Source organism: Mesorhizobium sp. ESP-6-4 (assembly GCF_020164735.1).
GTDB lineage: Bacteria > Pseudomonadota > Alphaproteobacteria > Rhizobiales > Rhizobiaceae > Mesorhizobium.
Window position 1 is genome coordinate 255408 of the sequence record NZ_JAIUGS010000002.1, and the last position, 21557, is coordinate 276964.

Consider the following 21557-nt stretch of genomic DNA (forward strand, 5'->3'; position numbering starts at 1 on the left):
GCGCCAACGTTCTCAGACTCGACCCGCCTGATCTTCATCTTCAGCCGATCTCGAAGAAGGGCTTGCCGAGCAGGCCAGGGTCCACATCGATGCCAAGGCCGGGTCCGTCGGGAACGCCCATATGGCTGCCGGTCACCGGCGGCGCGTTCCTGGCCGTACGCACCGTCACCCATTCGTGGAAGGCGATGGCGTGCAGCCGGCGCTCCTGCGGCGTCGACAGCGACAGATGCGCCATGGCCGCTGTGTCGATCTCGGCGCCGCCGGTGTCCTCGACCGTGATCATGAAGCCGAGATCGACCGCGACGTCGCGGATCAGGCGGGTCTGCGTGACGCCGCCCAGTCGCGAGATCTTCAGCGTCAGCCCGTCTGCGGCGCCGCGGCGCTGGATCTCCAGCATCTCGCCCAGCGAGGTGACGGATTCGTCGAGCACCATCGGCTTGTCGAGCATGCGGCGCACCGACATGTTCTCCTCGATCGTCGTGCATGGCTGCTCGAACGTGTAGTCGATGCCGCGCGTGGCGTCGGCGAACTGGCGCGCCTGGTAAGGCGTCCAGCCGGCATTGGCGTCGCAGAAGATCACCGTGCCCTTCGGCACGGCGGCGGCCACTGCCGAGACCCGCTCGATGTCGTCGCGCACATTGCCGCCGACCTTGACCTGCAGGCGCCGGCAGCCTTCGGCGATGATCCTTTTGGCAAGCGCTGCCATCTGATCGAGCGTGCCGTGGGTGACGACCCGGTAGGTCTCCGCCATGTCGCTCTCGCGGCCGCCAAGCATGGTCACCAGCGGCACGCCGGCGGCGCGGGCGGCAATATCCCAGCACGCCATGTCGAGCGCCGACTTGATGTAGGGGTGGCCCTTGAATACCGTGTCCATCAGCCGGCCGATGCCGGCAAGGCCGCGTGGATCCTGGCCGATGAGATGCGGCGCGATCTCCGGCACGCCCGCGCGTGTGCCTGCGGGAAACGCGGCCGAGTAGAAATTGCCGAGCGGCGCCATCTCGCCCCAGCCGGTCTCGCCGCTGTCCGACGTGATGGCGACGATCACCGCGTCGAAGCAGTCGGCGATCCGCCCCTTGGACATGCGGTAAGGTCCGTCCACGAAGGGCTGCACGACATGATAGGCCTTGATGCTCTTGATCTTCACGTTTGTGTCCGTTGCGGGTCAGGTCATATTCCGATGAACTGGCTGTAACACAATCAGGTTGTCGACAATCCAACAAGGGACCCGTCCCTAGAAGACTGTTCCTTTCCGCGTCGGAATTGCCTGACCCCAAATAGTAAACGGCGCCCTCGACGTGGGTATCGAGGGCGCCGTCGGACCGGAAACTGATGGGGGTTATCAGCTGGCCGGTTTCGGTTGCGGCAAGGGAGAAACCGGCATTCCGGGTCCGATCTTCTGCAAATTGCCCGTGATCACCTGGTCGGTCTCCGAGATGCCGGAGGTCACGGAAATCAGGTCGCCGTCGGTCGGGCCGAGCGACACCAGCTTCTGGTCGACGGTGTTGCCCTTGCCGATGACATAGAGGTATTTGCCGAGCTGGCTGGAACCCAGCGCCACCTGCGGCACCATCAGCGTGTTGGGCTGTTCCTTCACATGCAGCCGCACCCGCACATACTGTCCAGGCAGCAGCGTGAACTTGGCGTTGCCGATGGTGGCGCGCGCCGTGATCGTGCCGGTCGAATGGTCGATCGTGTTGTCGATGAAGGTCAGCTCGCCCTTCTGGCTGGGCTGGGTCTCGCCGGGCAACAGCACGTCGACGGCGATCGGACCGGCGGCCTTCGCCTGTTCGATCTGCACCAGATCGCTCTCGCTCGGATTGAAGGTCACGTAGATCGGATCGAGCTGCACCAGCGTGTTGAGCACTGTGCCGGCGACACTGACCAGCGTGCCGACCGAAGCCTGGTTGCGGCCGATGCGTCCCGAGAACGGCGCCTTGATCTCGGCATAGCCGAGATTGAGCTCGGCCGTCCGCACCGCCGCCTGGTCGACGGCAAGGGCGGCCTGGGCCGCGCGCAGATTGCTGGTGCGCTGGTCGAAGCTGTCCTTGTCCAGATAGCCGGCCTTGGCAAGGTCGGTGCCGCGGCCGAGATTGGATTTCGCATATTCGAGCGTCGCGCTATCGCGCTGCACCTGCGCCTTCGCCTGGTCGAGCGCGGCCTGATAATCATCGGGCGCGATACGGTAGAGCAGGTCGCCCTGCTTGACGTCGCTGCCGTCGGCCGCGGTCTGCTCCTGCAGATAGCCCGGCACGCGCGCCTGCAGCGTGATACTGCGGATCGACTCCACCCGCGCGGCGTAGTCGAGATAGATCGGCAGCGTCTTCTTCACGACATTCACCACCGGCACCGGCATCACGAAGGCCGCCGGCGCTGGCGCAGCACCCGCTGCGCCACCGCTCAAATTGCCCATGTCGAGAAAGTGCACGCTGGCCACCGAGATCGCGCCGAGCGCGACGGCCGTTCCCAAAGCGATTTTCCATCTACGCATAATTGATCTCCAATCTTATTCGGCCGCCTGCGCGAGCGGCTGAAGCGCTGGCTCGGCGGTCGGTTCAATTTCGTCTTGCTGAGGCGCATCGTCGCGCGCCTTGGCAGGTTCCCTTTCGCCACGTTCGCGCAACTGCTCGATCACGGCGTAGAAGACAGGCACGAAGACCAGCGACAGGATCGTCGCCGCCACCATGCCGCCGAAGACGGTGGTGCCGATCGATTGCCGGCTGGCTGCACCGGCGCCCGTCGCGAACATCAGCGGCAGCACGCCGAGGATGAAGGCGAAGGCGGTCATCAGGATCGGCCGCAGTCTCAGCCTCGCGGCTTCCATCGCCGCTTCGACGATGGTGAGGCCCTCCTCGCGCCGGCGTCTGGCGAACTCGACGATCAGGATCGCGTTCTTCGCCGCCAGGCCGATCAGCATGACGAAGCCGATCTGCGAGTAGACGTCGATCTGCATGCCGCGCAGCATCAGCACGATGAAGGCGCCGAACAAAGCGAGCGGCACGGCCAGCAGCACCATGAAAGGCATCGCCCAGCTTTCATACTGCGCCGCCAGGATCAGGAACACGAAGACGATCGCCAGCCCGAACACGACAGAGGCGATCGATCCGGCCTTGAGCTCCTGGAAAGTGATGCCGGTCCATTCGTAGCCGAAGTCGCGCGGCAGCACATTCGCCGCCGCCCGCTCCATGGCCGCCACCGCCTGTCCGGACGAGAAGCCGGGGGCAGCGCCGCCATTGATCAGGGCCGAGGCGTTGTTGTTGTAATGCGGCACGGTCTCCGGCCCGACGATCGGCACCAGTCTGCCCAGCGTGCTCAGCGGCACCATGCCGCCCGACGCGTTGCGCACATAGAGCCGCGAGATGTCGGTCGCGTCGCCGCGCGCGTCCTTGTCTGCCTGGATGGTCACGCGGAAGGTGCGGCCAAACAGGTTGAAGTCGTTGACGTAGAGCGAGCCGAGATAGATCTGCAGCGTGTTGAAGACGTCCGGCAGGTTGAGGCCGAGCAGCTTCGCCTTGCTGCGGTCGAGGTCGTAGTTGAACTGCGGCGTCGAGGTCGAGAAGGATGAGAACAGCTGCTGCGGGTTGAGCTCCGGCTGCTTGCGCGCCTCGGCAAGCAGCGCCTGCGTGACGTCATTCAGCGCCGCACTGCCGCGCCCGGATAAATCCTCGACCTGGAACTCGAAGCCGCCGGTGGTGCCGATGCCCGGGATCGACGGCGGATCGAAGGAGAGCGCGAACGCATCCGGCATCTGCAGAAGCTTGCCGCGCACCTGCTCGACCAGTTTCGAGGCGCTCTGGTCAGGACCGCGTTCGTCCCATGGTTTCAGGATCGCGAACTCCACCGCCGAATTCGACTGCGCGGCGCTGGTCAGGAAGTTCAGGCCGCTGATCGAGCCGACGATGTCGACGCCAGGCGTCGATTGCAGGATGTCGCGCGCCTTCTGCGCCACCGCGTCGGTGCGTTCGAGCGAAGCGCCGTCGGGCAGCTGGATGACGACGAAGAAATAGCCCTGGTCTTCCACGGGAAGGAAGGTCGAAGGCAGTTTCTGCCAGACGAAATAGGTGGCGACGAGGCCGGCCGCGAACAGGCCAAGCATGATCCAGCGCAGCTTGATCAGAATGCGCACCCCATGCGCATAGGCATGCGACAGCCAGTCGAAGCCGGCGTTGAACCAGCGGAACAGCACGAACTGCGTCTCGCCGCGATGGCGCAGGAATGCAGCGCTCAGCGCCGGCGAGAGCGTCAGCGAGTTGAAGGCGGAGATGCCGACGGAGATCGCCACGGTCAGCGCGAACTGGTTGTAGAGCCGGCCCGAGACGCCCGGGATGAAGGCAACGGGAACGAACACCGCCATCAGCACCGCCGTGGTGGCGATGATCGGACCGGTCACCTCGGCCATCGCCGCGCGCGTAGCGGCCAGCGGCTTGAGTCCTGCCTCGAGCTGACGTTCGACATTCTCGACCACGACGATCGCGTCGTCGACGACGAGGCCGATCGCCAGCACCATGCCGAGCAGCGAGAGCATGTTGAGCGAAAAGCCCAGCATGTACATCACCGCCAGCGTCGCGATCAGCGAGACGGGAATGGCGATGGTCGGGATGATGGTGGTGCGCCAGCTCTGGAGGAAGATGAACACCACCGCGACCACCAGCACCAGCGCTTCGCCGAGCGTGATCAGCACGTCGTGCATCGAGGCCGACACGAAACGCGTCGTGTCGTAATGCATGGCGTAGCTGACGCCCTTCGGGAAGCGCTTCGACAGCTCCTGCATTTTGTCCTTGACCCGCCGCTGCAGGTCGAGGGCGTTGGAGCCCGGCATCTGGTAGACGGCCAAAACCACGGTCGGGTCCTTGCCGAAGAAGGCGGAGGAAGAATATTGCAGCGCGCCGAGCTCGATGCGGGCGACGTCGCGCAGCCGCACAAGCGAGCCGTTCTGCGAATTGGCGCGCACCACGATGTCGCCGAATTCCTTCGGGTCGCTAAGGCGGCCCACCGCATTGACCTGCATCTCGAAGGCGGTGCCGGCCGGCGCTGGCGACTGGCCGATCTTGCCGGCCGCCACCTGCACGTTCTGTTCGGCGATGGCGTTCTGCACGTCGACAGCGGTGATGCCAAGATTGGCAAGCTTGTCCGGATCGAGCCAGACGCGCATCGAATAGCGGCGCTCGCCGAAGATCTGCACGTCGCCGACGCCCGGCAGGCGCTTCAGCGGGTCGACCACCTGCAGATAGGCGAGGTTGCTCAGCGCCACCGGATCGACCGAGCCGTCCGGCGAGGTCAGGTCGACGATCAGCACGAAATTGGGGTTCTGCTTCTTGATCGTCACGCCGCCCTGGTTGACAATGGCCGGCAGGGAGGATGCCGCTTGGCTGACGCGGTTCTGCACGTCGACCGCCGCCGTGCTCAGCGGATAGCCGACGTCGAAGGTGATGGTGATGGTGGACGAGCCGTCATTCGAGCTCGTCGACGACATGTAGGTCATGCCTTGCACGCCGTTGATCTGCTGCTCGAGCGGGGTGGTGACCGTATCGGCCACGACCTGGGCGCTGGCGCCCGGATAGTGCGCGCTGACCACGACCTGCGGGGGCGTGATGTCGGGAAACTGCGAGACGGGCAAGAGGAAATAGGCGATCGCACCGGCGAGCACCATGATGATGGCGATCGCCGACGCGAAGATAGGGCAGTGGATGAAGAAGTTCACCATGATGCGGACGCCTCGCCGAACGGGTTTGCGAAATGGCGCAGGCGCCGGGCCCGGCCGGAGCCGGAATCCTGCAGGAAGGATGGCGGGATGTTGCCCGGCGCCTGGTCAGCCGCGCGCTGGCGCAGCATCCGTTCGAAGGCTTTGGGGTCGATCCCGTCCGCCTTCATCACCAGCCGGATCATCGGATCCCGGATGGCTTCGTCGATCGTCAGGTCTTTGCGCTTTTGCATAGGAGTGGCTCCTTGCTCGGTCCGCATCGCTTGATCACGAACCGCTTTTTCTCGTTCTTCACCGGCCAAAGCCGCATGACAGGCAGGTTTTGCGTCCTATCTCACTCTGGCAGGGCTATCGGAGGGCCTTGTCGTTTGACGGCGAGTGATATAGGTGTTACCAGTAAGTAACATGCTGGAAGTTACAGACCGGTAACACCCTAGTCAAGAGGTGGCGACGGTTTTTTTGGAAACGACGAAAGGAGAGCATGATGACTGACGGCGTTGCGGAGCGTTCCCGTCCCCGGGACCGAATCCTGGAGACGGCGCAGGACATGTTCCACAAGCACGGCATCAAGGGTGTGGGCGTCGACGCCATCACCGAGGCTGCCGGCACCAACAAGATGACGCTTTACCGTCACTTCGAGTCCAAGGACGAATTGATCGTCGAATGCCTGCGCGCAACGGCGGCAAAGGCTTCGAGGATCTGGGACGAATTCGAGGCCAAGCATCCCGGCGATAAGCTCGCCCAGCTGCATGCTTGGGTGCAAAAGGCTTCGGAACTGCTCAGCGCCGACAGCCGCGGCTGCGATATGGCCAATGCCGCCGTCGAGCTCACCGAGACCGATCACCCGGCAAGGCGCGTCATCAAGGAACTGAAGGAGGCCCAGCGCGAAAAGCTGGTCGCGCTTTGCCGCGATGCCGGCATCGGCCAGGCCGAGCTTCTCGCCGACACGCTGTCGCTGCTGCTCGAAGGCGCGCGCGTCTCGATGCAGAGCGTCGGCGCCGAAGGTCCGAGCGCGCAATTCGTGCGCATGGCCGAAAGCCTGATCGCCTCGTTCCGGGCGCGCTGATCTCTTCGCCTCGTCCTGATTCTGTTATGCTGTTCCGGAAACGGGCGCTAGACGATGGGTCAGGCAAGTTTTCCGGAGATGTATGAGCGCTGGCTCGTGGGTCCTCTCTTCCGCCCCTGGGCCGAAGTGACCTTCGAAGACCTGAAGCTGTCTCCAGGCCATCGTGTGTTGGACATCGCCTGCGGCACGGGAATAGTTGCCCGGGTTGCCAGGGAACGGCTCGGTGCCGCCGGATATGTCCTCGGCATCGACATCAACGCAGATATGCTTGCTGTCGCGCGCACCGTGGCGCCAGACATCGATTGGCGCGTAGGCAATGCCGGTGCACTGCCCCTCCATGACGGAGAGCAGTTCGATTTGATCGTCTGTCAACAAGGGCTGCAGTTCTTTCCCGATAAGTCCGCTGCGGCGGCGGAAATGCGGCGAGCACTGGCGCAGGGCGGCCGGCTGGCCGTTGCCACGTGGCGCCCCGATGAGGAAATCCCCTTCTTTCGGGATCTCCGCCGCGTCGCCGAGCGCCTCCTCGGCCCAGTGGTGGACCTGCGCCACAGCTTTGGGAATGCGGCGCCGATCGAGGTGCTGCTCCGGGACGCCGGCTTCCACGACGTCCGATCAAGGACAATATCGCGCAGGATACGCTTTGAGGACGGGGCGCCTCTCCTGCGGTTGAACACGATGGCCCTGGTCGGCATGAGCGCCGCCGGCAAGGCAATGGCCGATCAGGAACGCAAGCACGTCGTGGAGGACATCATGAGCGGGAGCGCGCCCGTGCTGCAGTCTTATGCGGATGGATCGGGAGTCGCTTTCGAACTCAGCTCCAATCTGGTGACGGCGAAAGGCTAGGCGCGTATCTGGTCAGCATTAGGTAGCTTCGCCTCCGCCTTTGGCACGCAAAGAAAAAGCCCGCTGCCGGGAGGAGGGGGCAGCGGGCTCGATTTCGAATACGGCATGGGAGGAGGTGTACCGCACTCAGCGTCGGCATCACATCTGGGAGGAGGAGACGGCCGACACCCAGATAAATACGAGGTGCCTAACGATTCGGCAATTGCCAAACCTGCATAGCTGCTGTGCAGAATTGCGGGATCAATCGTCAGACAAATAAGCGAGCGGCGCGCTCCGCGCTACTGCGCCGGGACGTTTTCCTTGAAGATCAGCCGCGGCTCGATGAATTTCTTCGTCAGGTATGGCGCCGACGAGGCAATGGAGCCGAGCAGGCGGATCACCGACTGCTCCGCGATCAGCCGCGCATTCTGGTCGATGACGACGTCGGCAAGATCGTCGACGAGATAGCGGCGCGTTTCCCTGGTCAGGTCGTGGCAGATGAAGACCGGCTTCAAACGCGGCTTGACCTCGAGCAACGCCTTGGCCACGCCGGAGCGTCCGGCGCCGACGCAATAGATGCCGAGCAGATCCGTTTCGTCGTGCAGCGCCTTGACGGTCGCGCGGTAGCTGGCGTCCGGCTCGTCGTTGCTTTCGGCCGCGCTTGAGACCGTGAGGTCGGGAAATTCTTCGGCGAGCACCGAACGAAAGCCCATCTCGCGCTCCTCGTGGCCGCGATAGGAGCGCGAGCCGACCACCATCGCCAGATGTCCCTTACGGCCGCCGAGGAAGCGGCCCATCAGCAGCGCCGCCGTGCGGCCCGCCACCCGGTTGTCGATGCCGACATAGGCCGAGCGGGGCGCGGCCGGCACATCCGAGATCAGCGTGACCAGCCTGATCCCGGCATCGACCAGCTCGCGCAGGATGTTGCGCGTGCGCGGATGGTCGACGGCGATCACGCCGACGCCGTTGGCCTTGAGCGACAGGTTCTCCACGGCACTCTGCAGTGCGCCCGGCGAAATGCCGGCAAGATTGTGAATGCGGCAGGACGCGACCAAGGGCAGGCGCTGGGCATAATCCTCGATGTGATAAGCGAGATCGGCCATGAAGGCGTTGGACCCGATCGGCAGGAAGAATTCGAGATGCGCCGGCTTCGACGGCAGCACGACCTGGTCGAGCGTCGGCAGATAACCGAGCTGCTTGGCCGCCTCCAGCACGCGCTGCCGGTTGGCAGCGCTTGCACCCGGGCGATTGTTGAGCACCCGGTCGACGGTCGCGGTCGACAGGCCGCAGTTCCGGGCGATATCGGCTACGGTGGCTTTCATAGGTCCAGTCATAGGCGCTGATGCAATCCTGTGCCAGCGGCGGGCGTGAAGCGGCTGCCGGCCGCCGATCCGCCTGCCGGTCAGCCCTCAGCCATGCTGCGGACCATCTGCGATGGCGTCGCGGATTTCCTTGTCCGACATGCCGGTGATGACGCGCTCGACCTCGGCGACCGTGGTCTTTTTCGGATCGATGTCGTCGGCCACCACCTTGCCCCGGCGCATCACCACGATGCGGTCGACCACCTGGAAGACGTGGTGGATGTTGTGCGCGATGAAGATGCAGGAATGGCCGGAATCGCGGGCGCTGCGCACAAAGCTCAAGACCCCTTGCGTCTCGGCGACGCCGAGATTGTTGGTCGGCTCGTCGAGGATGATGAGATCGCTGTCGAAATGCATGGCGCGCGCGATCGCCACCGCTTGGCGCTCGCCGCCCGACAGCGAGCCGATCGGTGTTGTCGGCGGGATGTTCTTGGTGATGCCGACCTGCTTGAGCAGGTCGCGCGCCACCGCGTTCATCGCGTCCTGGTCCATGCGGTTCAGGAAGCGCGGCGCCTTGATCGGCTCGCGCCCGAGGAACAGGTTGCGCGCGATCGACAGCTGCGTGACCAGCGCCGAATCCTGGTAGATCGTCTCGATGCCGTGGGCGATGGCATCGCTGGTGCTGCGCAGCGTGACCTTCTTACCGCGGATGAAGATGTCGCCGCTGGTCAGCGGCACGGCGCCTGACAGCACCTTGATCAGCGTCGACTTGCCGGCGCCGTTGTCGCCGAGCAGGCCGACGATCTCCTTTTCATTGACGTGGAAATTGGCGTCCACCAGCGCCTGCACGCGCCCGTAGGACTTGCGGATGTTTGTCATGCGGATCAGAGGCTCGGCCATCGTCTTAAGTCCCCGCCTGGTGCCGGCGTTCGAGCCATGAATGCAGCGCCATCATGCCGAGGATGATCGCGCCGATGAAAATGTTGTAGGCGAGCCCCGGCACGCCGATCAGCACGATGCCGTTGCGCATCACGCGCAGGATCAGGATGCCGAGCACCGTGCCGATGATGGTGCCGCGTCCGCCGGTCAGCGCCGTGCCGCCGATCACCACCATGGCGATGACCTCGAGCTCGTAGCCCGTGCCGCTGTTGGGATTGGCCGCGGAGGTGCGCAGCGAGGAGATGACGCCGGCCAAGGAAGCCATCACCGCCGACAGGATGAACAGGCCGACCTTGACGCGGCTGACGTTGACGCCGCGCGCGCGGGCCGCGTTCGGATTGCCGCCGGCGGCCTGGATCCAGTTGCCGGTGCGGCTCTGCGTCAGCACATAGCCGAGCACAATCGCGGCGCCGATGAACCAGAACAGCGAGGCGTAGATGCGGAAGGGTCCGACATAGAAGTCGCCGACCAGGATGTTCGCCAGCCAACTGCCTTCCGCGCTCCAGGTGCGCTGCGGAAAGCCGTCGGTGATGAACAGCGCCGAGCCGCGCACGACCAGCAGCATGCCGAGCGTCACCAGGAAGGACGGGATCTTGAGCTGGGTGACGAACCAGCCATTCACCAGCCCGATCAGGGCAGCAACGATCAGCGCGATCAGCAGGCCAACCTCCAGCGAGGTGACGCCGCTGTTGTAGAGCGTCCACATCAGCACCGGCGAGAAGCCGAACAGCGAGCCGACTGAGAGGTCGAATTCGCCCGACGTCATCAAGAGCGTCATTGCCAGCGCGATCAGGCCGAGCTCGACGGTGAAGGCCAGGATGTTGGAGATATTCTGCGGCGACAGGAAGTCGGGATTGATGCCCCAGAAGACGACGAGCTCGACGATAAGCAGTACCAGCGGGCCGAATTCCGCTCGAGCGATGAAACTTTGAATGAAGGAACGGTTTTCCATTGAGCCCGCGGCGTGAATGACTGGCTGAAGCCCGCTCCGATCAGGCAGGGCTCGACGGTACAGGAAAGCGGTCGCGGCCCGAAAGCCGCGACCGCAAATGTCAGGGATTATTTGCCGGACAGGATCTTGTCGTAGACGCCGGCTGTGTCCTTTTCATAGAGCGCACCGGTGATGACGTTGAAGCCCGGAGGAATGCCGCTGGCGGCCATGTTGGCCAGCGAAAGCGCCACATAGCTGGTCGCTTGCGGATCCTGCCACTGCCCGGCATTGACGTAGCCGTTCAGCACTTCCTGCGTTGTGTCGAGCGAGTTGCCCCAGCCGACGACCGGGATTTCGCCGGGCTTGACGCCGGCCTGGTCGAACACGCGCTTGATCGAGCCGGTGACGAGGTCGCCGAGGCCGATGATCGCCTTCACCTTGCCTTTGTGGGCGGTGAGATAGTCGACCATGCGGTTGATCACTTCGGCCTGGTCGAGTGTCGCTTCGGTCACCTCATAGGTGATGCCGGCAGGTCCGAACACGCTCTTGATGCCTTCCTCTTCCTGCACGCCATAGGTGGCGCCGGGAACCTCGACTGGCATCCAGACGAAATCGCCCTTCTTCACCAGGCCCTTGTCGACCAGGTATTGCGCCCAGTGCTTGCCGAAGGTGACGTTGTCGCCGCCGACATAGGCGTTGAAGTTGGCCTTCGGATCGGGCGTGTTGAAGTTGATGATCGGGATGTTGGCCGCGCGCGCCTCCTTGACGATCTCGACAAGGCTGCCCGGATCGGGGCTGGTGGTGACGATGCCATCTGCCTTGGCTGAGATGGCGGCTCGGACGGCTTCCTGCTGCGAGGCGACATCGCCATTGTGGAACGAGGTGTTCACCTTGTTGCCGGTGTCGCTCGCCCATTGCTTGGCGCCGGCCAGGAAGTAGGTCCAGACCGGATCGGCCGGGCCGCCATGCGAAATCCAGTAGAACGTCTTGGCCTCGGCCATCGCCGGAATGGCGATAGCCGCGATCAAGCCAAGCACGAGCAGTCTTAGCCGCGAAAGCATTCGATTTCCTCCCATGTTGAACTCTCCTCCTGGATCGGTGCGACGCGACCTTGGCCGCATCTCCTGCCCGCGCCGACCGGAACGTCTAGAGCATTCTCTTTTTCAGGCAGTGGCAAGCCTCCATCGCCAATGGATGTTGGCACAGGCGCGCGCGCCATCAGCAATCCCATCAGATTGCATCAGCTGCGGTGATATTCATTGGGCAAGCGGCACCATCGCCATCCGCTGCACGGATTGGCCTCGAAGCAACCGCCTTCTGGTGCGGCTTTAGATCAGACCCGCCCTGGCCAGATCGCGCATCAGGTGGCTGGCGCCGTAGGTCCAGTGCGGGCAGTCCGGCGACAGCCGTACGCGGTTGACCAGCGCGCCGAGCTTTTCCGACGAGATGGTGACGATGTCGCCGACCTTGTGGGTAAAACCCTTGCCCTTCTCGCCGCGATCCTTCGAGGGTACGAACATGGTGCCGAGATAGAGCGCGAGTCCGTCCGGATACTGGTGGTGCGGTCCCATCGCCGCCTTGACCAGCTCTTCCGGCGAACGGCTGATCTCGGCCATCGAGCTCGCGCCCTCCAGCGAGAAGCCGTCCTCACCATCGACGTTGAGCCGCACCGTGGCGCGCTTCACGTCGGCGATGGAGAAGGTTTCGTCGAAAAGGCGGATGAACGGCCCGAGCGAGGCCGAGGCGTTGTTGTCCTTGGCCTTGCCGAGGAGCAGCGCCGAGCGTCCTTCGACATCGCGCAGATTGACGTCGTTGCCGAGCGTGGCGCCGACGATGCGACCCGAGCTGTCGGCGATCATGGCGATCTCGGGCTCCGGATTGTTCCAGGTGGAGACGGGATGCAGCCCGACATCAGCGCCGAAGCCGACGGAAGCCATCGGCTGGCATTTGGTGAAGATCTCGGCGTCGGGGCCGATGCCCACTTCGAGATATTGCGACCATGCCCCGCGCGCGATCAGCTTGGCCTTGATCTCCATCGCTTCCGGCGAGCCGGGCTTGAGCTTCGACAAATCGTGGCCGATCAGTCCGGCGATGTCGGCTCGGATGGCGTCGGCCTTTTCGGCCGAACCGCGCGCTTGCTCCTCGATGACGCGCTCGAGCAGGCTGACGACGAAGGTGACACCGGAGGCCTTCACCGCCTGCAGGTCGACGGGCGACAGCAGGATCGGCTTCCCGGCGTCACGTTTGGCCTCGAAGCTGTTCGCCGCGATCTCTTCCAGCGCGCCGATCGCCTTGCCCTTGGCCGAGCGCAGATAGTCAGCCGGATCCTTCAACTCGCAAAGATCGCGCACCGTAGGCGCCGCGCTCGAGGTGATGTCGATCACCTCGCCGTCCCGCACCGTCACCACCAGCGGATGGGAAGCGGCGCTGGTCTTGGCGCGGCCGACGAAAATTCCATCGGCGGGCAGACGGGTCGGATCGGTCATGGCATCATTCCTCTCAATTTTTCGCGCGCGGCACTTTTCCCCGATTTCGCGGAAACGTCTATCCCGCCAGCCGCAACATTTATGACCATGGATGTGCTGTCACACCGTCACGGCCGAACTGGCCCATCGAAGCGCTCTTTCAAATCTATGAAATCGGCAATAGGATTTTCACGAAGCTCCAGCGCGTAGGTGATCCTCTTGGCCGAAGCCTTTTCCGATCCGATCTGGCGAAAGCCCCAGGCGGCCACGGCGTTTCAGTCTGAGCTTTCGGCCGACGGCACGCTGGACGCGGTCGTCGTCGGCGGCGGCATTGTGGGGCTGTCGACCGCGCTGCATGCGGCGCGCGCGGGCCTTTCCGTCCAGGTGCTGGATGCCGGCGCGATCGGGCAGGGCGCTTCGGGCCTCAATGGCGGCCAGGTCATCCCCGGCCTCAAATACGATCCGGAATGGCTGATCGAACACTTCGGCAAGGAACGCGGCGAAGCCCTGGTCGCGTTCGCCGCCTCGACGGCCGATGCCGTGTTCGACGTGATCCGCGACGAGAAGCTGGCGGTGCCGTTCACACGCAACGGCTGGATCCAGGCCGCGCACACCGAGACCGCGCTCAAGGCAGCGGCGAACCGGGATCGCCAATGGCGCTCGCGCGGTGCCGACGTCAAATTGCTCGACCAGGCCGAAATCGCGGCGATGACCGGCGCCAAGGGCTATCTCGGCGGCTGGCTGGACCGCCGGGCCGGCGTCATCGATCCGCTGTCCTATACGCTTGAGCTCGCTCGCGTCGCCGCGGCCGCCGGCACCAGGATCGCCGAGCAACAGCGGGTGGTGAAGCTCGCCAAGGAAGCCGGCGCATGGCGGGTCTCTACACAAGGCGGCGCCGAATTGCGGGCCAAGTCGGTCGTGCTCGCCACCAACGCCTATACGGACGGGCTGCTGCCGGGCCTCGCGCAAACAATCGTGCCGCTGCATTCCTTCCAGATCGCCACCGCGCCGCTTCCGGCCGAGCTTGCTGCAAGCATCCTGCCGGGCGGTCAGGCCGTTTCCGATTCCCGTCGCATCCTGGTCTACTACCGAAAGAGCCCCGACGGCCGGATGGTGCTGGGCGGTCGCGGCCGCATGGCGCTGCCCTCAAGCGCCGCCGACTGGGCGCATTGCGAACGCGCGCTCATCCGCCTCTATCCGGCGCTGGGCGGCATCGCCATCGAAAAGCGCTGGTTCGGCCGCGTGGCGCTGACGCCGGATCACCTGCCGCATCTGCATGAACCGGAAAAAGGCCTGCTCTCGGTCGTCGGCTGCCAAGGCAGGGGCGTCGGCCTGATGAGCGCGCTGGGCAAGCGCATGGCAAACTATCTTGCAAGCGGCGACGTGCGGCAGTTGCCGTTTCCGCTGTCGCCGATCAAGCCGATCCCGTTCCACGCTTTCCGCCAGGTCGGCGTCGCCGCGGCAATCACCTGGTACCGCATGCTCGACGCGTTCGAACGCTGACGCCGAATGCGTGCAGCGCACAAGCGAATCTGCTTGACAGTTTCATGAATATGAAAAAACATCAGGCGATTTCAAAAATCCGATGGAGCCAACAGGCACTTCGATGTCGACCATCGCCGCAACACGGCCCTTGCCGGAAAACCGCATCTCGCCGGTCTTCCGTTTCGCCATGCTGCTGCCGGGTGGGCTGGTCACCTTCTTTCTGATCCTGTTCGCGCTTGGCCTGGTGGTCTTTCTCGCCTTCAGGGGCAATGACGGCTCGCTGCTCGGGGTTGGCCTGACGGTCGAAAATTTCGTCACCGTCGCCACCGATCCGCTCTATTGGACGGTGACGCTGCGCTCGCTGGTCATCGCCGGCTTGGTGACGCTGGCGACCGTCGTCACCGCCTATCCGGTCGCCTATTATCTCGCCTTTCATGCCGGCCGCCGCCGCAACCTGCTGCTCTTCCTGGTCACGCTGCCGTTCTGGACCAGCTACCTTTTGCGCGTCTTCGCCTGGAAGATCGTGCTTGCCTATAATGGCGTTCTGAACTCGGCCTTCATCGAGACAGGCCTTTGGAAGGAGCCGACGCTCGCCTTCCTCAACACGCCGGCCGCGGTCGTGGTGACACTCGCCCACGCCTATGCGCCTTTCGCCATCCTGCCGATCTACGTGGCGCTGGACACGATCCCCAAATCGCTGCTCGAAGCAGCCTCCGATCTTGGCGCGCGGCCCTTCACCAGCTTCCGCCGCGTCGTGCTGCCCAATTCGATGCCGGGCGTTCTGGCGGCGGCGCTGGTCGTCTTCGTGCCGACGGTCGGCGACTATGTCACGCCGGCCATGGTCGGCGGTCCGGCCAGCACCATGATCGGCACGCTGATCCAGTCGCAATTCGGCAAGGCCAATGATTGGCCGTTCGGTGCCGCGCTCTCGGTCTGTGTCATGCTGGTCATCCTCTGCGTGGTGCTGGTCGCGCGCGGCGCCGATCGCCGGTTCGGCAGCCGCACATGAGCGCCCGGGCAGACATCAATAGCGACGGCCGCTGGCTCGGCGTCTACGTGCTTGGCTATCTCGTCTTCCTCTATCTGCCGGTGCTCTTGATCCCGCTGTTTTCTTTCAACAACTCGATCCAGGCGGCGTTTCCGTTGCAGGGTTTCACGCTTGAATGGTACCGGACGCTCTACGGCAATCCGGCGCTGTCCGGCGCCCTGGCCAACAGCCTGGCCATCGGGGTCATCGCCGCCTTCGGCGCGACGCTTTGCGGCATCACCGTCTCCTATATGGACCTTTACGGTCGTTCGCAGCTCGCCGCCATGATCAGCGCCATCGCCCGGCTGCCGATCCTGATCCCCGGCGTCATTGTCGGCATCTCGCTTTTGATCCTGGTCAATCTGATCGGTCTCGGCCCATCGCGCGTTTCGATCGTGCTCGGCCATATCCTGGTCGCGCTGCCGACTACCGTGGTGGTTATGCGCAGCCGCTTCGCCGCTATCCCGAAGACGATCCGCGAAGCCGCGCTCGATCTCGGCGCCTCCGATTGGACGACGTTCCGGCGCGTGATGCTGCCGCTGAGTGCGCCCGCCGTGCTGTCGGCCTTCATGTTGTCTTTCCTGATTTCCTTCGACGAGTTCATCGTCGTCTTTTTCCTCGCCGGCACCGAGCCGACGCTGCCGCTCTACATCTGGAGCCAGCTGCGCTTCCCGCGCTCGCTGCCGACCGTGATGGCGCTCGGCACGGTGATCCTCGCCGTATCTTTCATCATCGCGGGCACAGCCGAAATCCTTCGCCACCGCGGCCTCGGCGCTGCGCACCGCAATCCAGCCTGAACCACAACAAAGAAGAGGAGAACGAAAATGACAGTCCACCTGAAATCGATCGCCGGACACAAAGCCCGGGCTGGCCTTGCCGCGCTGGCGCTCGCGCTGTCGTCGACAGTCGCTCTTGCCGCCGACAAGCTGCAATATTTCACCTGGTCGGGCTACGAATTGCCCGACTTCAACAAGAGCTTCCTTGCCGCGCATCCCGGTGGCGTCGAGGCGACGATCTTCGGCGATGATGACGACGCCTTCACCAAGGTCAAGGCCGGCTTCAGGCCCGACATCGCGCATCCCTGCTACGACAAGGTGGCGCGCTGGAACAAGGAAGGCCTGCTGCAGCCGATCGACACCAAGCGCATCAAGAACTGGGATTCGATTTTCCCGGTGTTCAAGAACCTGCCCGACTTGCAGGCCGGCGACGGCAAGGTGTGGATGGTGCCGTGGGATTGGGGCAACACCTCGATTCTCTACCGCACCGACCTGGTGAAGAACCCCGAGGCGAGCTGGAATCTTCTGTGGGACAAGCAATATGCCGGCCGCATGGCGACCATCGACGCCGTGCACGACACGCCGATCGTCGCGGCCCTTCTGGCGGGCGTGAACCCCTTCGACATGACCCCGGACCAGATGGACAAGGTGGCCGAAAAGCTGCGCGAGCAGCGGCCGCTGCTGTCGAGCTACACCACCGACATGACGTCGGTTGAGCAGGCGCTGGCCAGCGGCCAGCTCGTCGCCGCCATGACCTGGAATGCGTCCGCCACCTCGCTCAAGAAGCAGGGCGTGCCGGTCGAATTCATGAAGCCGAAGGAAGGCATGCTGACCTGGGCCTGCGGTTTCGTCATGCTCAAGGACGCCAAGAACGTCGATCTCGCCTATGACTTCATCAACAGCCGCCTCGACGCCGACTCGGGGAAATTCCTGATCCAGTCCTATGGCTACGGCAGCTCGCTGTCGACCGCGTTCGCCGGCGTGTCGAAGGAGGAGTTAGAGAAACTGCAGCTGCCGGCAGATCCGGACGTGATGCTGAAGAGCACCATCTTCACCGGCCCGATGAAGCAGAATGACGACGTGGCGAAGATGTTCGAGAAGGTGAAGGCAGGGGGCTGAGTGGCGCGGATTCCCCTTCTCCCCTTGTGGGAGAAGGTGGATCGGCGCGCAGCGCCGAGACGGATGAGGGGTGTTGGACGGATCGCCGTCGTCGCCAAGCTGGAGCACCCCTCATCCGTCGCCTCCGGCGACACCTTCTCCCACAGGGGGAGAAGGGGGAGCCTGGCGGCGCTGCACCACACCGGGGAAAGACAACAAGGACCAACGCATGGACATTCTTGACGAAGCGGCGGCAAAGCCGAAAGACGATGCCGACATCCGCGTCGGCCGGCGCGTGCGAGCGCTCAGGCTCGAGCGCAAGCTGTCGCTGGCCGAGCTCGCGGCCAAGGCCGGCATCTCCATCGGCGCGCTCAGCCAGATCGAGCGCGGCATGTCCTCGCTGCGCGTCAAGGTGATCTGGCCGCTCGCCGCCGCGCTCGACATCGAGCCGTCGGCGCTGATCGCCGACGGCAGCGAAGCGGTCAATGATCTCTATTGCGTGCGCGCCGACAAGCGACGGCAGATTCCGGTGAAATCCGAAGGCATCGCCAAGGCGCTGCTGTCGCCGCCCGCCGCGACGCTGACCGGCATGCTGGTCACGGTCGAGGCCGGCGGCGGCACGGCGGAAGCTTACGCCCATGCCGGCCACGAATTCGGCTTCGTCATGGCGGGCGAGGTCGAGCTGGTGGTGGACGCCAGCACCTATGTGCTCAAGGCCGGCGACAGCTTCGCCTTCAAGAGCACCCTTCTGCATGCCTTCCGCAATCCCGGCGCGGAGCGCTGCCAGATCCTCTGGGTCAACACGACAAAGCCGTCCGAGGTGCGCGATGGCGCCTGACGCGCTCGTACGGCTGCAGAAAATCTCAAAAGTGTTTCCTGGCGGCATTGTCGGGCTTGATAATGTCGATCTCGACATCGCTCCCGGCGAGTTCCTGACCCTTCTCGGCCCTTCCGGTTGCGGTAAGACGACGAGCTTGCGCGTCATCGCCGGCTTCGAGAGCCCGACCAGCGGCGATGTGCTGCTCGACGGCCGCGACATCACCGGCCTGCGGCCCTTCGACCGGCCGGTCAACACGGTCTTCCAGGACTACGCGCTGTTCCCGCATATGGATGTCGCCGCCAATGTCGGCTTCGGCCTGTCGCTGCGCAAACTCACCGGCGCCGAGCAGGCCAAGCGGGTCCGCGAGGCGCTCGACATAGTAGGCCTTGCCGACAAGCTGCGCGCCCGCGTCTCCGAACTCTCCGGCGGCCAGCGCCAGCGCGTCGCCTTAGCCCGCGCCATCGTCTGCGAGCCGCGTGTGCTTTTGCTCGACGAGCCGCTGTCGGCGCTCGACGCGCATCTGCGCGAGCAGATGCAGGTCGAGCTGAAGCGGCTGCAGTCGCGGCTGGGCACCACTTTCGTCATGGTCACGCACGACCAGACCGAGGCGTTGTCGATCTCCGACCGCATCGTCGTCATGAATAAGGGCCGCATCGAGCAGATCGCGCCGCCGGCCACGCTCTACGATCGTCCGGCAACGCGTTTCGTCGCCTCTTTCATCGGCACGATGAACCTGTTGCAGTCGCGCTTTGTCCGCCGCGACGGCGAGCGCCTGCGCTTTGCCGCCGGCGACTTGCTGCTGGAGGCGACGTCCGACAGCGGCGAGACGCCGGCCGCCGGCGACACGCGCACCATCGGCGTGCGCCCGGAAGATCTCCTGGTTGCTGGTGAAGCCGGCGAAGGCACCGCGCCCGCGCGGGTCAGCGGCGTCGTCTTCCACGGCCGCACGCTGCGCCTGCATGTAGAGCTAGGGCAGGGGACTCCGATCGTCATCGACGCGCCGCGCCGCGCCGACGGCGCTCAGTTCGGAGTCGGCGACGTGGCGCATGTCAGTCTGCGGCGGGGCGCCAACTGCCCCATGCTTTCCAGCTGATGGAACGGACCTAGGCTCAAGACGCCTTGGCGAAGAATCCCTGATAGTCGGACTTGGCCTGCAGCAGGCGCAGGATGTTCTCGCGCGAGCCGCGCACATGCGCGCGGGCGCGCTCGCCGGCCAAGGCGACATCGCCGGCGCAGATCGCGTCGACGATGCCGGCATGTTCCTCGCGGGTGAGCTTCCATTCGTCCAGCCACAGAAGCTCGGTCCACACATATTGCTGGCATTTGTCGAGGATGCCGCAAAGCATGCCATGCAGCATCTCATTGCCGCTGATTTCGGCGATCACCCGGTGCAGGTCGATGCCGACCTGGAGCTCCTCGAATTTCTCCCGCGTGCTGCGATCCGGGATCGCCGCCAGCCGCTCGCATTCGGCGAGCATCTCGCGCAGCCGCGCCTTGTCGGCGGCGGTGGCGTTGGCCGCCGCCAGTTCGGTCGCGCGCCCGTCGAGCAATTCGCGGATGTCGAAAGCCTCGCGGAACATGGTCAGGTTGAATTCGGCCACGACATAGCCCTGGCGCGGGCGCCCGATCACCAGCCCGTCGCGCTCCAGCCGGTTGAAGGCCTCGCGCACCGGCGTGCGGCTCACCTTCAGCCGCTCGGCGATTTCGTTTTCCGTCACGCGGCCGCCCGGCGGAATCTGGCCGGTGATGATCAACGCCTTGAGCTTCTCGAACACCGAGTCGCGCAGCGTGTTCTTTCTCTCCTTCAAGCGTTCCGCCTCCAACGGTCAGTCTGGAATCACAGTTTAGTGCCTTTTAGCGCCTGCTTGAACAGACCGTTTCGGGGCGAGCCGCCGCTCCGAACCGTCCTGCTTTTCCACCACCAAAAACCCGATGTCCCATGTTGACATCGGCTTCCAGCGAATTACACTCAAAATTGTATACAAATTCGCATACCAAATCAACGATAACGGGAACACCGGTTGGAGAAGCGAAAATGACGAAGAGACTCTGTATTCACGGCTTGGTCGTCGCCGGCCTGCTGGCTACGGTCGCCGTTCCGGCCTCGGCCGCCGACACCATCACCGTCGCCTCGTGGGGCGGTACTTATCAGGAAGCGCAGACCAAGGCGTTCTTCGATCCGACGGCCAAGGAACTCGGCATCACCATCAAGCAGGACACCACCAACGGCCTCGACGACGTGCGGCTGCAGGTCACCGGCAATGCCGTCAAATGGGACATCACCGAACTCGGCGCCGACGAATGCGCGCGCGGCTCCAAGGAAGGCCTGTTCGAGAAGCTCGACTACAACGTTATCGACAAGAGCGGCATCAACCCGAAGCTTGTCCACGATGATTGGGTCGGCATTTCCTACACGTCGGTGGTTTTGATCTATCGCACCGATGTTTTCGGCGACAAAGGTCCGAAGACCTGGGCCGATTTCTGGAATGTCGAGAAATTCCCTGGGCGCCGCGCGCTCTCCGGCAGCCAGGCGACGGAGACGCTGAGCGTCGCCGCTTTAGCCAAGGGCATTCCGATCGACAAGGTCTATCCGGTCGACATCGACGGCGCGCTGCAATCCGTCGACAAGGTCAAGGGCCATATCGATGCCTGGTGGACCTCCGGCGCGCAAGCCATGCAGCTCGTGAAGGACGGCGAGGTCGACATGGCGAGCATCTGGAACGGCCGCGCCGGCACGCTGAAGAAGCAAGGCGCGCCGGTCAGCTTCTCCTTCGATCAGGGCGTGCTCACCGCCGACTGCATGGTCATCCCGAAGGGCTCGAAGAACAAGGACGTCGCCATGAAGGCGCTGGCCAAGTTCGTCAGCCCCGACCTCCAGGCCAACCTGCCGCTCTATGTCGACAATGGCCCGGCCAACGAGAAGGCCTTCGAGACCGGCAAGATTCCGCCCGAGCGCATCAAGGACATCAATTCCGCGCCGGAGAACGTCAAGAAACAGGTGCTGCAGGATCCCGCCTTCTGGCGCGATACCCTCGTCGAGGCGACCGAGAAGTTCAACAACCTGATCCAGCAGTAACGACATCGGAGCGGCGTCCACGAGGCGCCGCTCCGCATCGTTTCGCGAAAAAT

At 64.2% G+C, this 21557-nt stretch carries 19 protein-coding genes; 9 read left to right on the forward strand and 10 right to left on the reverse strand.

The window, feature by feature from the left end; genetic code table 11:
• Positions 1–40: 40 nt before the first annotated feature.
• The 4 genes from LB523_RS04945 to LB523_RS04960 form a co-directional block, all read right to left on the reverse strand.
• The gene (locus LB523_RS04945) at positions 41–1144 is read right to left on the reverse strand and encodes a mandelate racemase/muconate lactonizing enzyme family protein (RefSeq protein WP_224601215.1); all 1104 of its coding nucleotides are present in this window, start codon (positions 1142–1144) and stop codon (positions 41–43) included.
• Positions 1145–1339: 195 nt separating this feature from the next.
• Positions 1340–2488, reverse strand: coding sequence for an efflux RND transporter periplasmic adaptor subunit (locus LB523_RS04950; RefSeq protein WP_140844218.1), 1149 nt, complete (start codon positions 2486–2488; stop codon positions 1340–1342).
• 15 nt (positions 2489–2503) lie between these two features.
• Entirely contained in the window at positions 2504–5701 is a 3198-nt protein-coding gene (locus LB523_RS04955; protein WP_224601217.1) for an efflux RND transporter permease subunit, read from the reverse strand.
• Positions 5695–5931, reverse strand: coding sequence for a hypothetical protein (locus tag LB523_RS04960; RefSeq protein WP_095768759.1), 237 nt, complete (start codon positions 5929–5931; stop codon positions 5695–5697). The genes LB523_RS04955 and LB523_RS04960 overlap by 7 nt, the downstream gene beginning before the upstream one ends.
• A gap of 251 nt (positions 5932–6182) precedes the next feature.
• Between LB523_RS04960 and LB523_RS04965 the strand changes: the two genes are divergently transcribed.
• Complete coding sequence (locus tag LB523_RS04965; RefSeq protein WP_140544202.1) at positions 6183–6764, forward strand: TetR/AcrR family transcriptional regulator; 582 nt, start codon at positions 6183–6185, stop codon at positions 6762–6764.
• A 54-nt stretch (positions 6765–6818) separates the two neighbouring features.
• Complete coding sequence (locus LB523_RS04970) at positions 6819–7607, forward strand: class I SAM-dependent methyltransferase (RefSeq protein WP_224601220.1); 789 nt, start codon at positions 6819–6821, stop codon at positions 7605–7607.
• Positions 7608–7885: 278 nt separating this feature from the next.
• Here the strand turns inward: LB523_RS04970 and LB523_RS04975 are convergent, their stop codons facing one another.
• From LB523_RS04975 to LB523_RS04995, 5 genes are all read right to left on the reverse strand, one after another.
• Positions 7886–8908 (reverse strand): LacI family DNA-binding transcriptional regulator, encoded by a 1023-nt coding sequence (locus LB523_RS04975; protein ID WP_224601222.1) that lies wholly within the window; start codon positions 8906–8908, stop codon positions 7886–7888.
• Between the two features lie 87 nt (positions 8909–8995).
• Positions 8996–9787 (reverse strand): ATP-binding cassette domain-containing protein, encoded by a 792-nt coding sequence (locus tag LB523_RS04980; RefSeq protein WP_224601224.1) that lies wholly within the window; start codon positions 9785–9787, stop codon positions 8996–8998.
• 4 nt (positions 9788–9791) lie between these two features.
• Positions 9792–10778, reverse strand: coding sequence for an ABC transporter permease (locus LB523_RS04985; protein ID WP_224601226.1), 987 nt, complete (start codon positions 10776–10778; stop codon positions 9792–9794).
• 107 nt (positions 10779–10885) lie between these two features.
• Positions 10886–11818, reverse strand: coding sequence for a substrate-binding domain-containing protein (locus LB523_RS04990; RefSeq protein WP_140844574.1), 933 nt, complete (start codon positions 11816–11818; stop codon positions 10886–10888).
• Positions 11819–12085: 267 nt separating this feature from the next.
• Positions 12086–13243 (reverse strand): fumarylacetoacetate hydrolase family protein, encoded by a 1158-nt coding sequence (locus LB523_RS04995; protein WP_224601228.1) that lies wholly within the window; start codon positions 13241–13243, stop codon positions 12086–12088.
• Positions 13244–13441: 198 nt separating this feature from the next.
• Between LB523_RS04995 and LB523_RS05000 the strand changes: the two genes are divergently transcribed.
• The 6 genes from LB523_RS05000 (at position 13442) to LB523_RS05025 (ending at position 19521) form a co-directional block, all read left to right on the forward strand.
• A complete protein-coding gene (locus LB523_RS05000) occupies positions 13442–14725 on the forward strand; it encodes an NAD(P)/FAD-dependent oxidoreductase (RefSeq protein ID WP_224601230.1) in 1284 nt (427 codons plus the stop codon).
• 103 nt (positions 14726–14828) lie between these two features.
• The gene (locus tag LB523_RS05005) at positions 14829–15716 is read left to right on the forward strand and encodes an ABC transporter permease (protein ID WP_140845780.1); all 888 of its coding nucleotides are present in this window, start codon (positions 14829–14831) and stop codon (positions 15714–15716) included.
• Positions 15713–16531, forward strand: a complete 819-nt coding sequence (locus LB523_RS05010) for an ABC transporter permease (protein WP_224601233.1) — start codon at positions 15713–15715, stop codon at positions 16529–16531. Before LB523_RS05005 ends, LB523_RS05010 begins: the two co-directional genes overlap by 4 nt.
• 27 nt (positions 16532–16558) lie before the next feature.
• Positions 16559–17629 carry an ABC transporter substrate-binding protein gene (locus LB523_RS05015; protein WP_224601235.1) on the forward strand — a complete coding sequence of 357 codons (1071 nt, stop codon included), beginning with the start codon at positions 16559–16561 and terminating at the stop codon, positions 17627–17629.
• A 208-nt stretch (positions 17630–17837) separates the two neighbouring features.
• On the forward strand, positions 17838–18446 hold the full coding sequence (locus tag LB523_RS05020; protein ID WP_224601237.1) for a cupin domain-containing protein: 609 nt from the start codon (positions 17838–17840) through the stop codon (positions 18444–18446).
• Positions 18436–19521: an ABC transporter ATP-binding protein gene (locus LB523_RS05025; protein ID WP_224601239.1), complete on the forward strand. Its 1086-nt coding sequence runs from the start codon at positions 18436–18438 to the stop codon at positions 19519–19521. Before LB523_RS05020 ends, LB523_RS05025 begins: the two co-directional genes overlap by 11 nt.
• Before the next feature lie 16 nt (positions 19522–19537).
• On the opposite strand, the gene LB523_RS05030 is transcribed toward LB523_RS05025, so the two are convergent.
• Complete coding sequence (locus LB523_RS05030) at positions 19538–20236, reverse strand: GntR family transcriptional regulator (RefSeq protein ID WP_224546828.1); 699 nt, start codon at positions 20234–20236, stop codon at positions 19538–19540.
• A 227-nt stretch (positions 20237–20463) separates the two neighbouring features.
• On the opposite strand from LB523_RS05030, the gene LB523_RS05035 reads away from it, so the two are divergent.
• On the forward strand, positions 20464–21504 hold the full coding sequence (locus LB523_RS05035) for an ABC transporter substrate-binding protein (RefSeq protein WP_224601241.1): 1041 nt from the start codon (positions 20464–20466) through the stop codon (positions 21502–21504).
• The last annotated feature ends 53 nt before the right edge of the window (positions 21505–21557 follow it).

Coding starts and splice junctions, on each gene's coding strand:
- LB523_RS04975 (WP_224601222.1), bottom strand. CDS start 8,908: ATGAAAGCCACCGTAGCCGATATCGCCCGGAACTGCGGCCTGTCGACC.
- LB523_RS04965 (WP_140544202.1), top strand. CDS start 6,183: ATGACTGACGGCGTTGCGGAGCGTTCCCGTCCCCGGGACCGAATCCTG.
- LB523_RS04960 (WP_095768759.1), bottom strand. CDS start 5,931: ATGCAAAAGCGCAAAGACCTGACGATCGACGAAGCCATCCGGGATCCG.
- LB523_RS04955 (WP_224601217.1), bottom strand. CDS start 5,701: ATGGTGAACTTCTTCATCCACTGCCCTATCTTCGCGTCGGCGATCGCC.
- LB523_RS05035 (WP_224601241.1), top strand. CDS start 20,464: ATGACGAAGAGACTCTGTATTCACGGCTTGGTCGTCGCCGGCCTGCTG.
- LB523_RS05005 (WP_140845780.1), top strand. CDS start 14,829: ATGTCGACCATCGCCGCAACACGGCCCTTGCCGGAAAACCGCATCTCG.
- LB523_RS04950 (WP_140844218.1), bottom strand. CDS start 2,488: ATGCGTAGATGGAAAATCGCTTTGGGAACGGCCGTCGCGCTCGGCGCG.
- LB523_RS04980 (WP_224601224.1), bottom strand. CDS start 9,787: ATGGCCGAGCCTCTGATCCGCATGACAAACATCCGCAAGTCCTACGGG.
- LB523_RS05020 (WP_224601237.1), top strand. CDS start 17,838: ATGGACATTCTTGACGAAGCGGCGGCAAAGCCGAAAGACGATGCCGAC.
- LB523_RS04995 (WP_224601228.1), bottom strand. CDS start 13,243: ATGACCGATCCGACCCGTCTGCCCGCCGATGGAATTTTCGTCGGCCGC.
- LB523_RS04985 (WP_224601226.1), bottom strand. CDS start 10,778: ATGGAAAACCGTTCCTTCATTCAAAGTTTCATCGCTCGAGCGGAATTC.
- LB523_RS05010 (WP_224601233.1), top strand. CDS start 15,713: ATGAGCGCCCGGGCAGACATCAATAGCGACGGCCGCTGGCTCGGCGTC.
- LB523_RS05015 (WP_224601235.1), top strand. CDS start 16,559: ATGACAGTCCACCTGAAATCGATCGCCGGACACAAAGCCCGGGCTGGC.
- LB523_RS04990 (WP_140844574.1), bottom strand. CDS start 11,818: ATGCTTTCGCGGCTAAGACTGCTCGTGCTTGGCTTGATCGCGGCTATC.
- LB523_RS04970 (WP_224601220.1), top strand. CDS start 6,819: ATGGGTCAGGCAAGTTTTCCGGAGATGTATGAGCGCTGGCTCGTGGGT.
- LB523_RS05025 (WP_224601239.1), top strand. CDS start 18,436: ATGGCGCCTGACGCGCTCGTACGGCTGCAGAAAATCTCAAAAGTGTTT.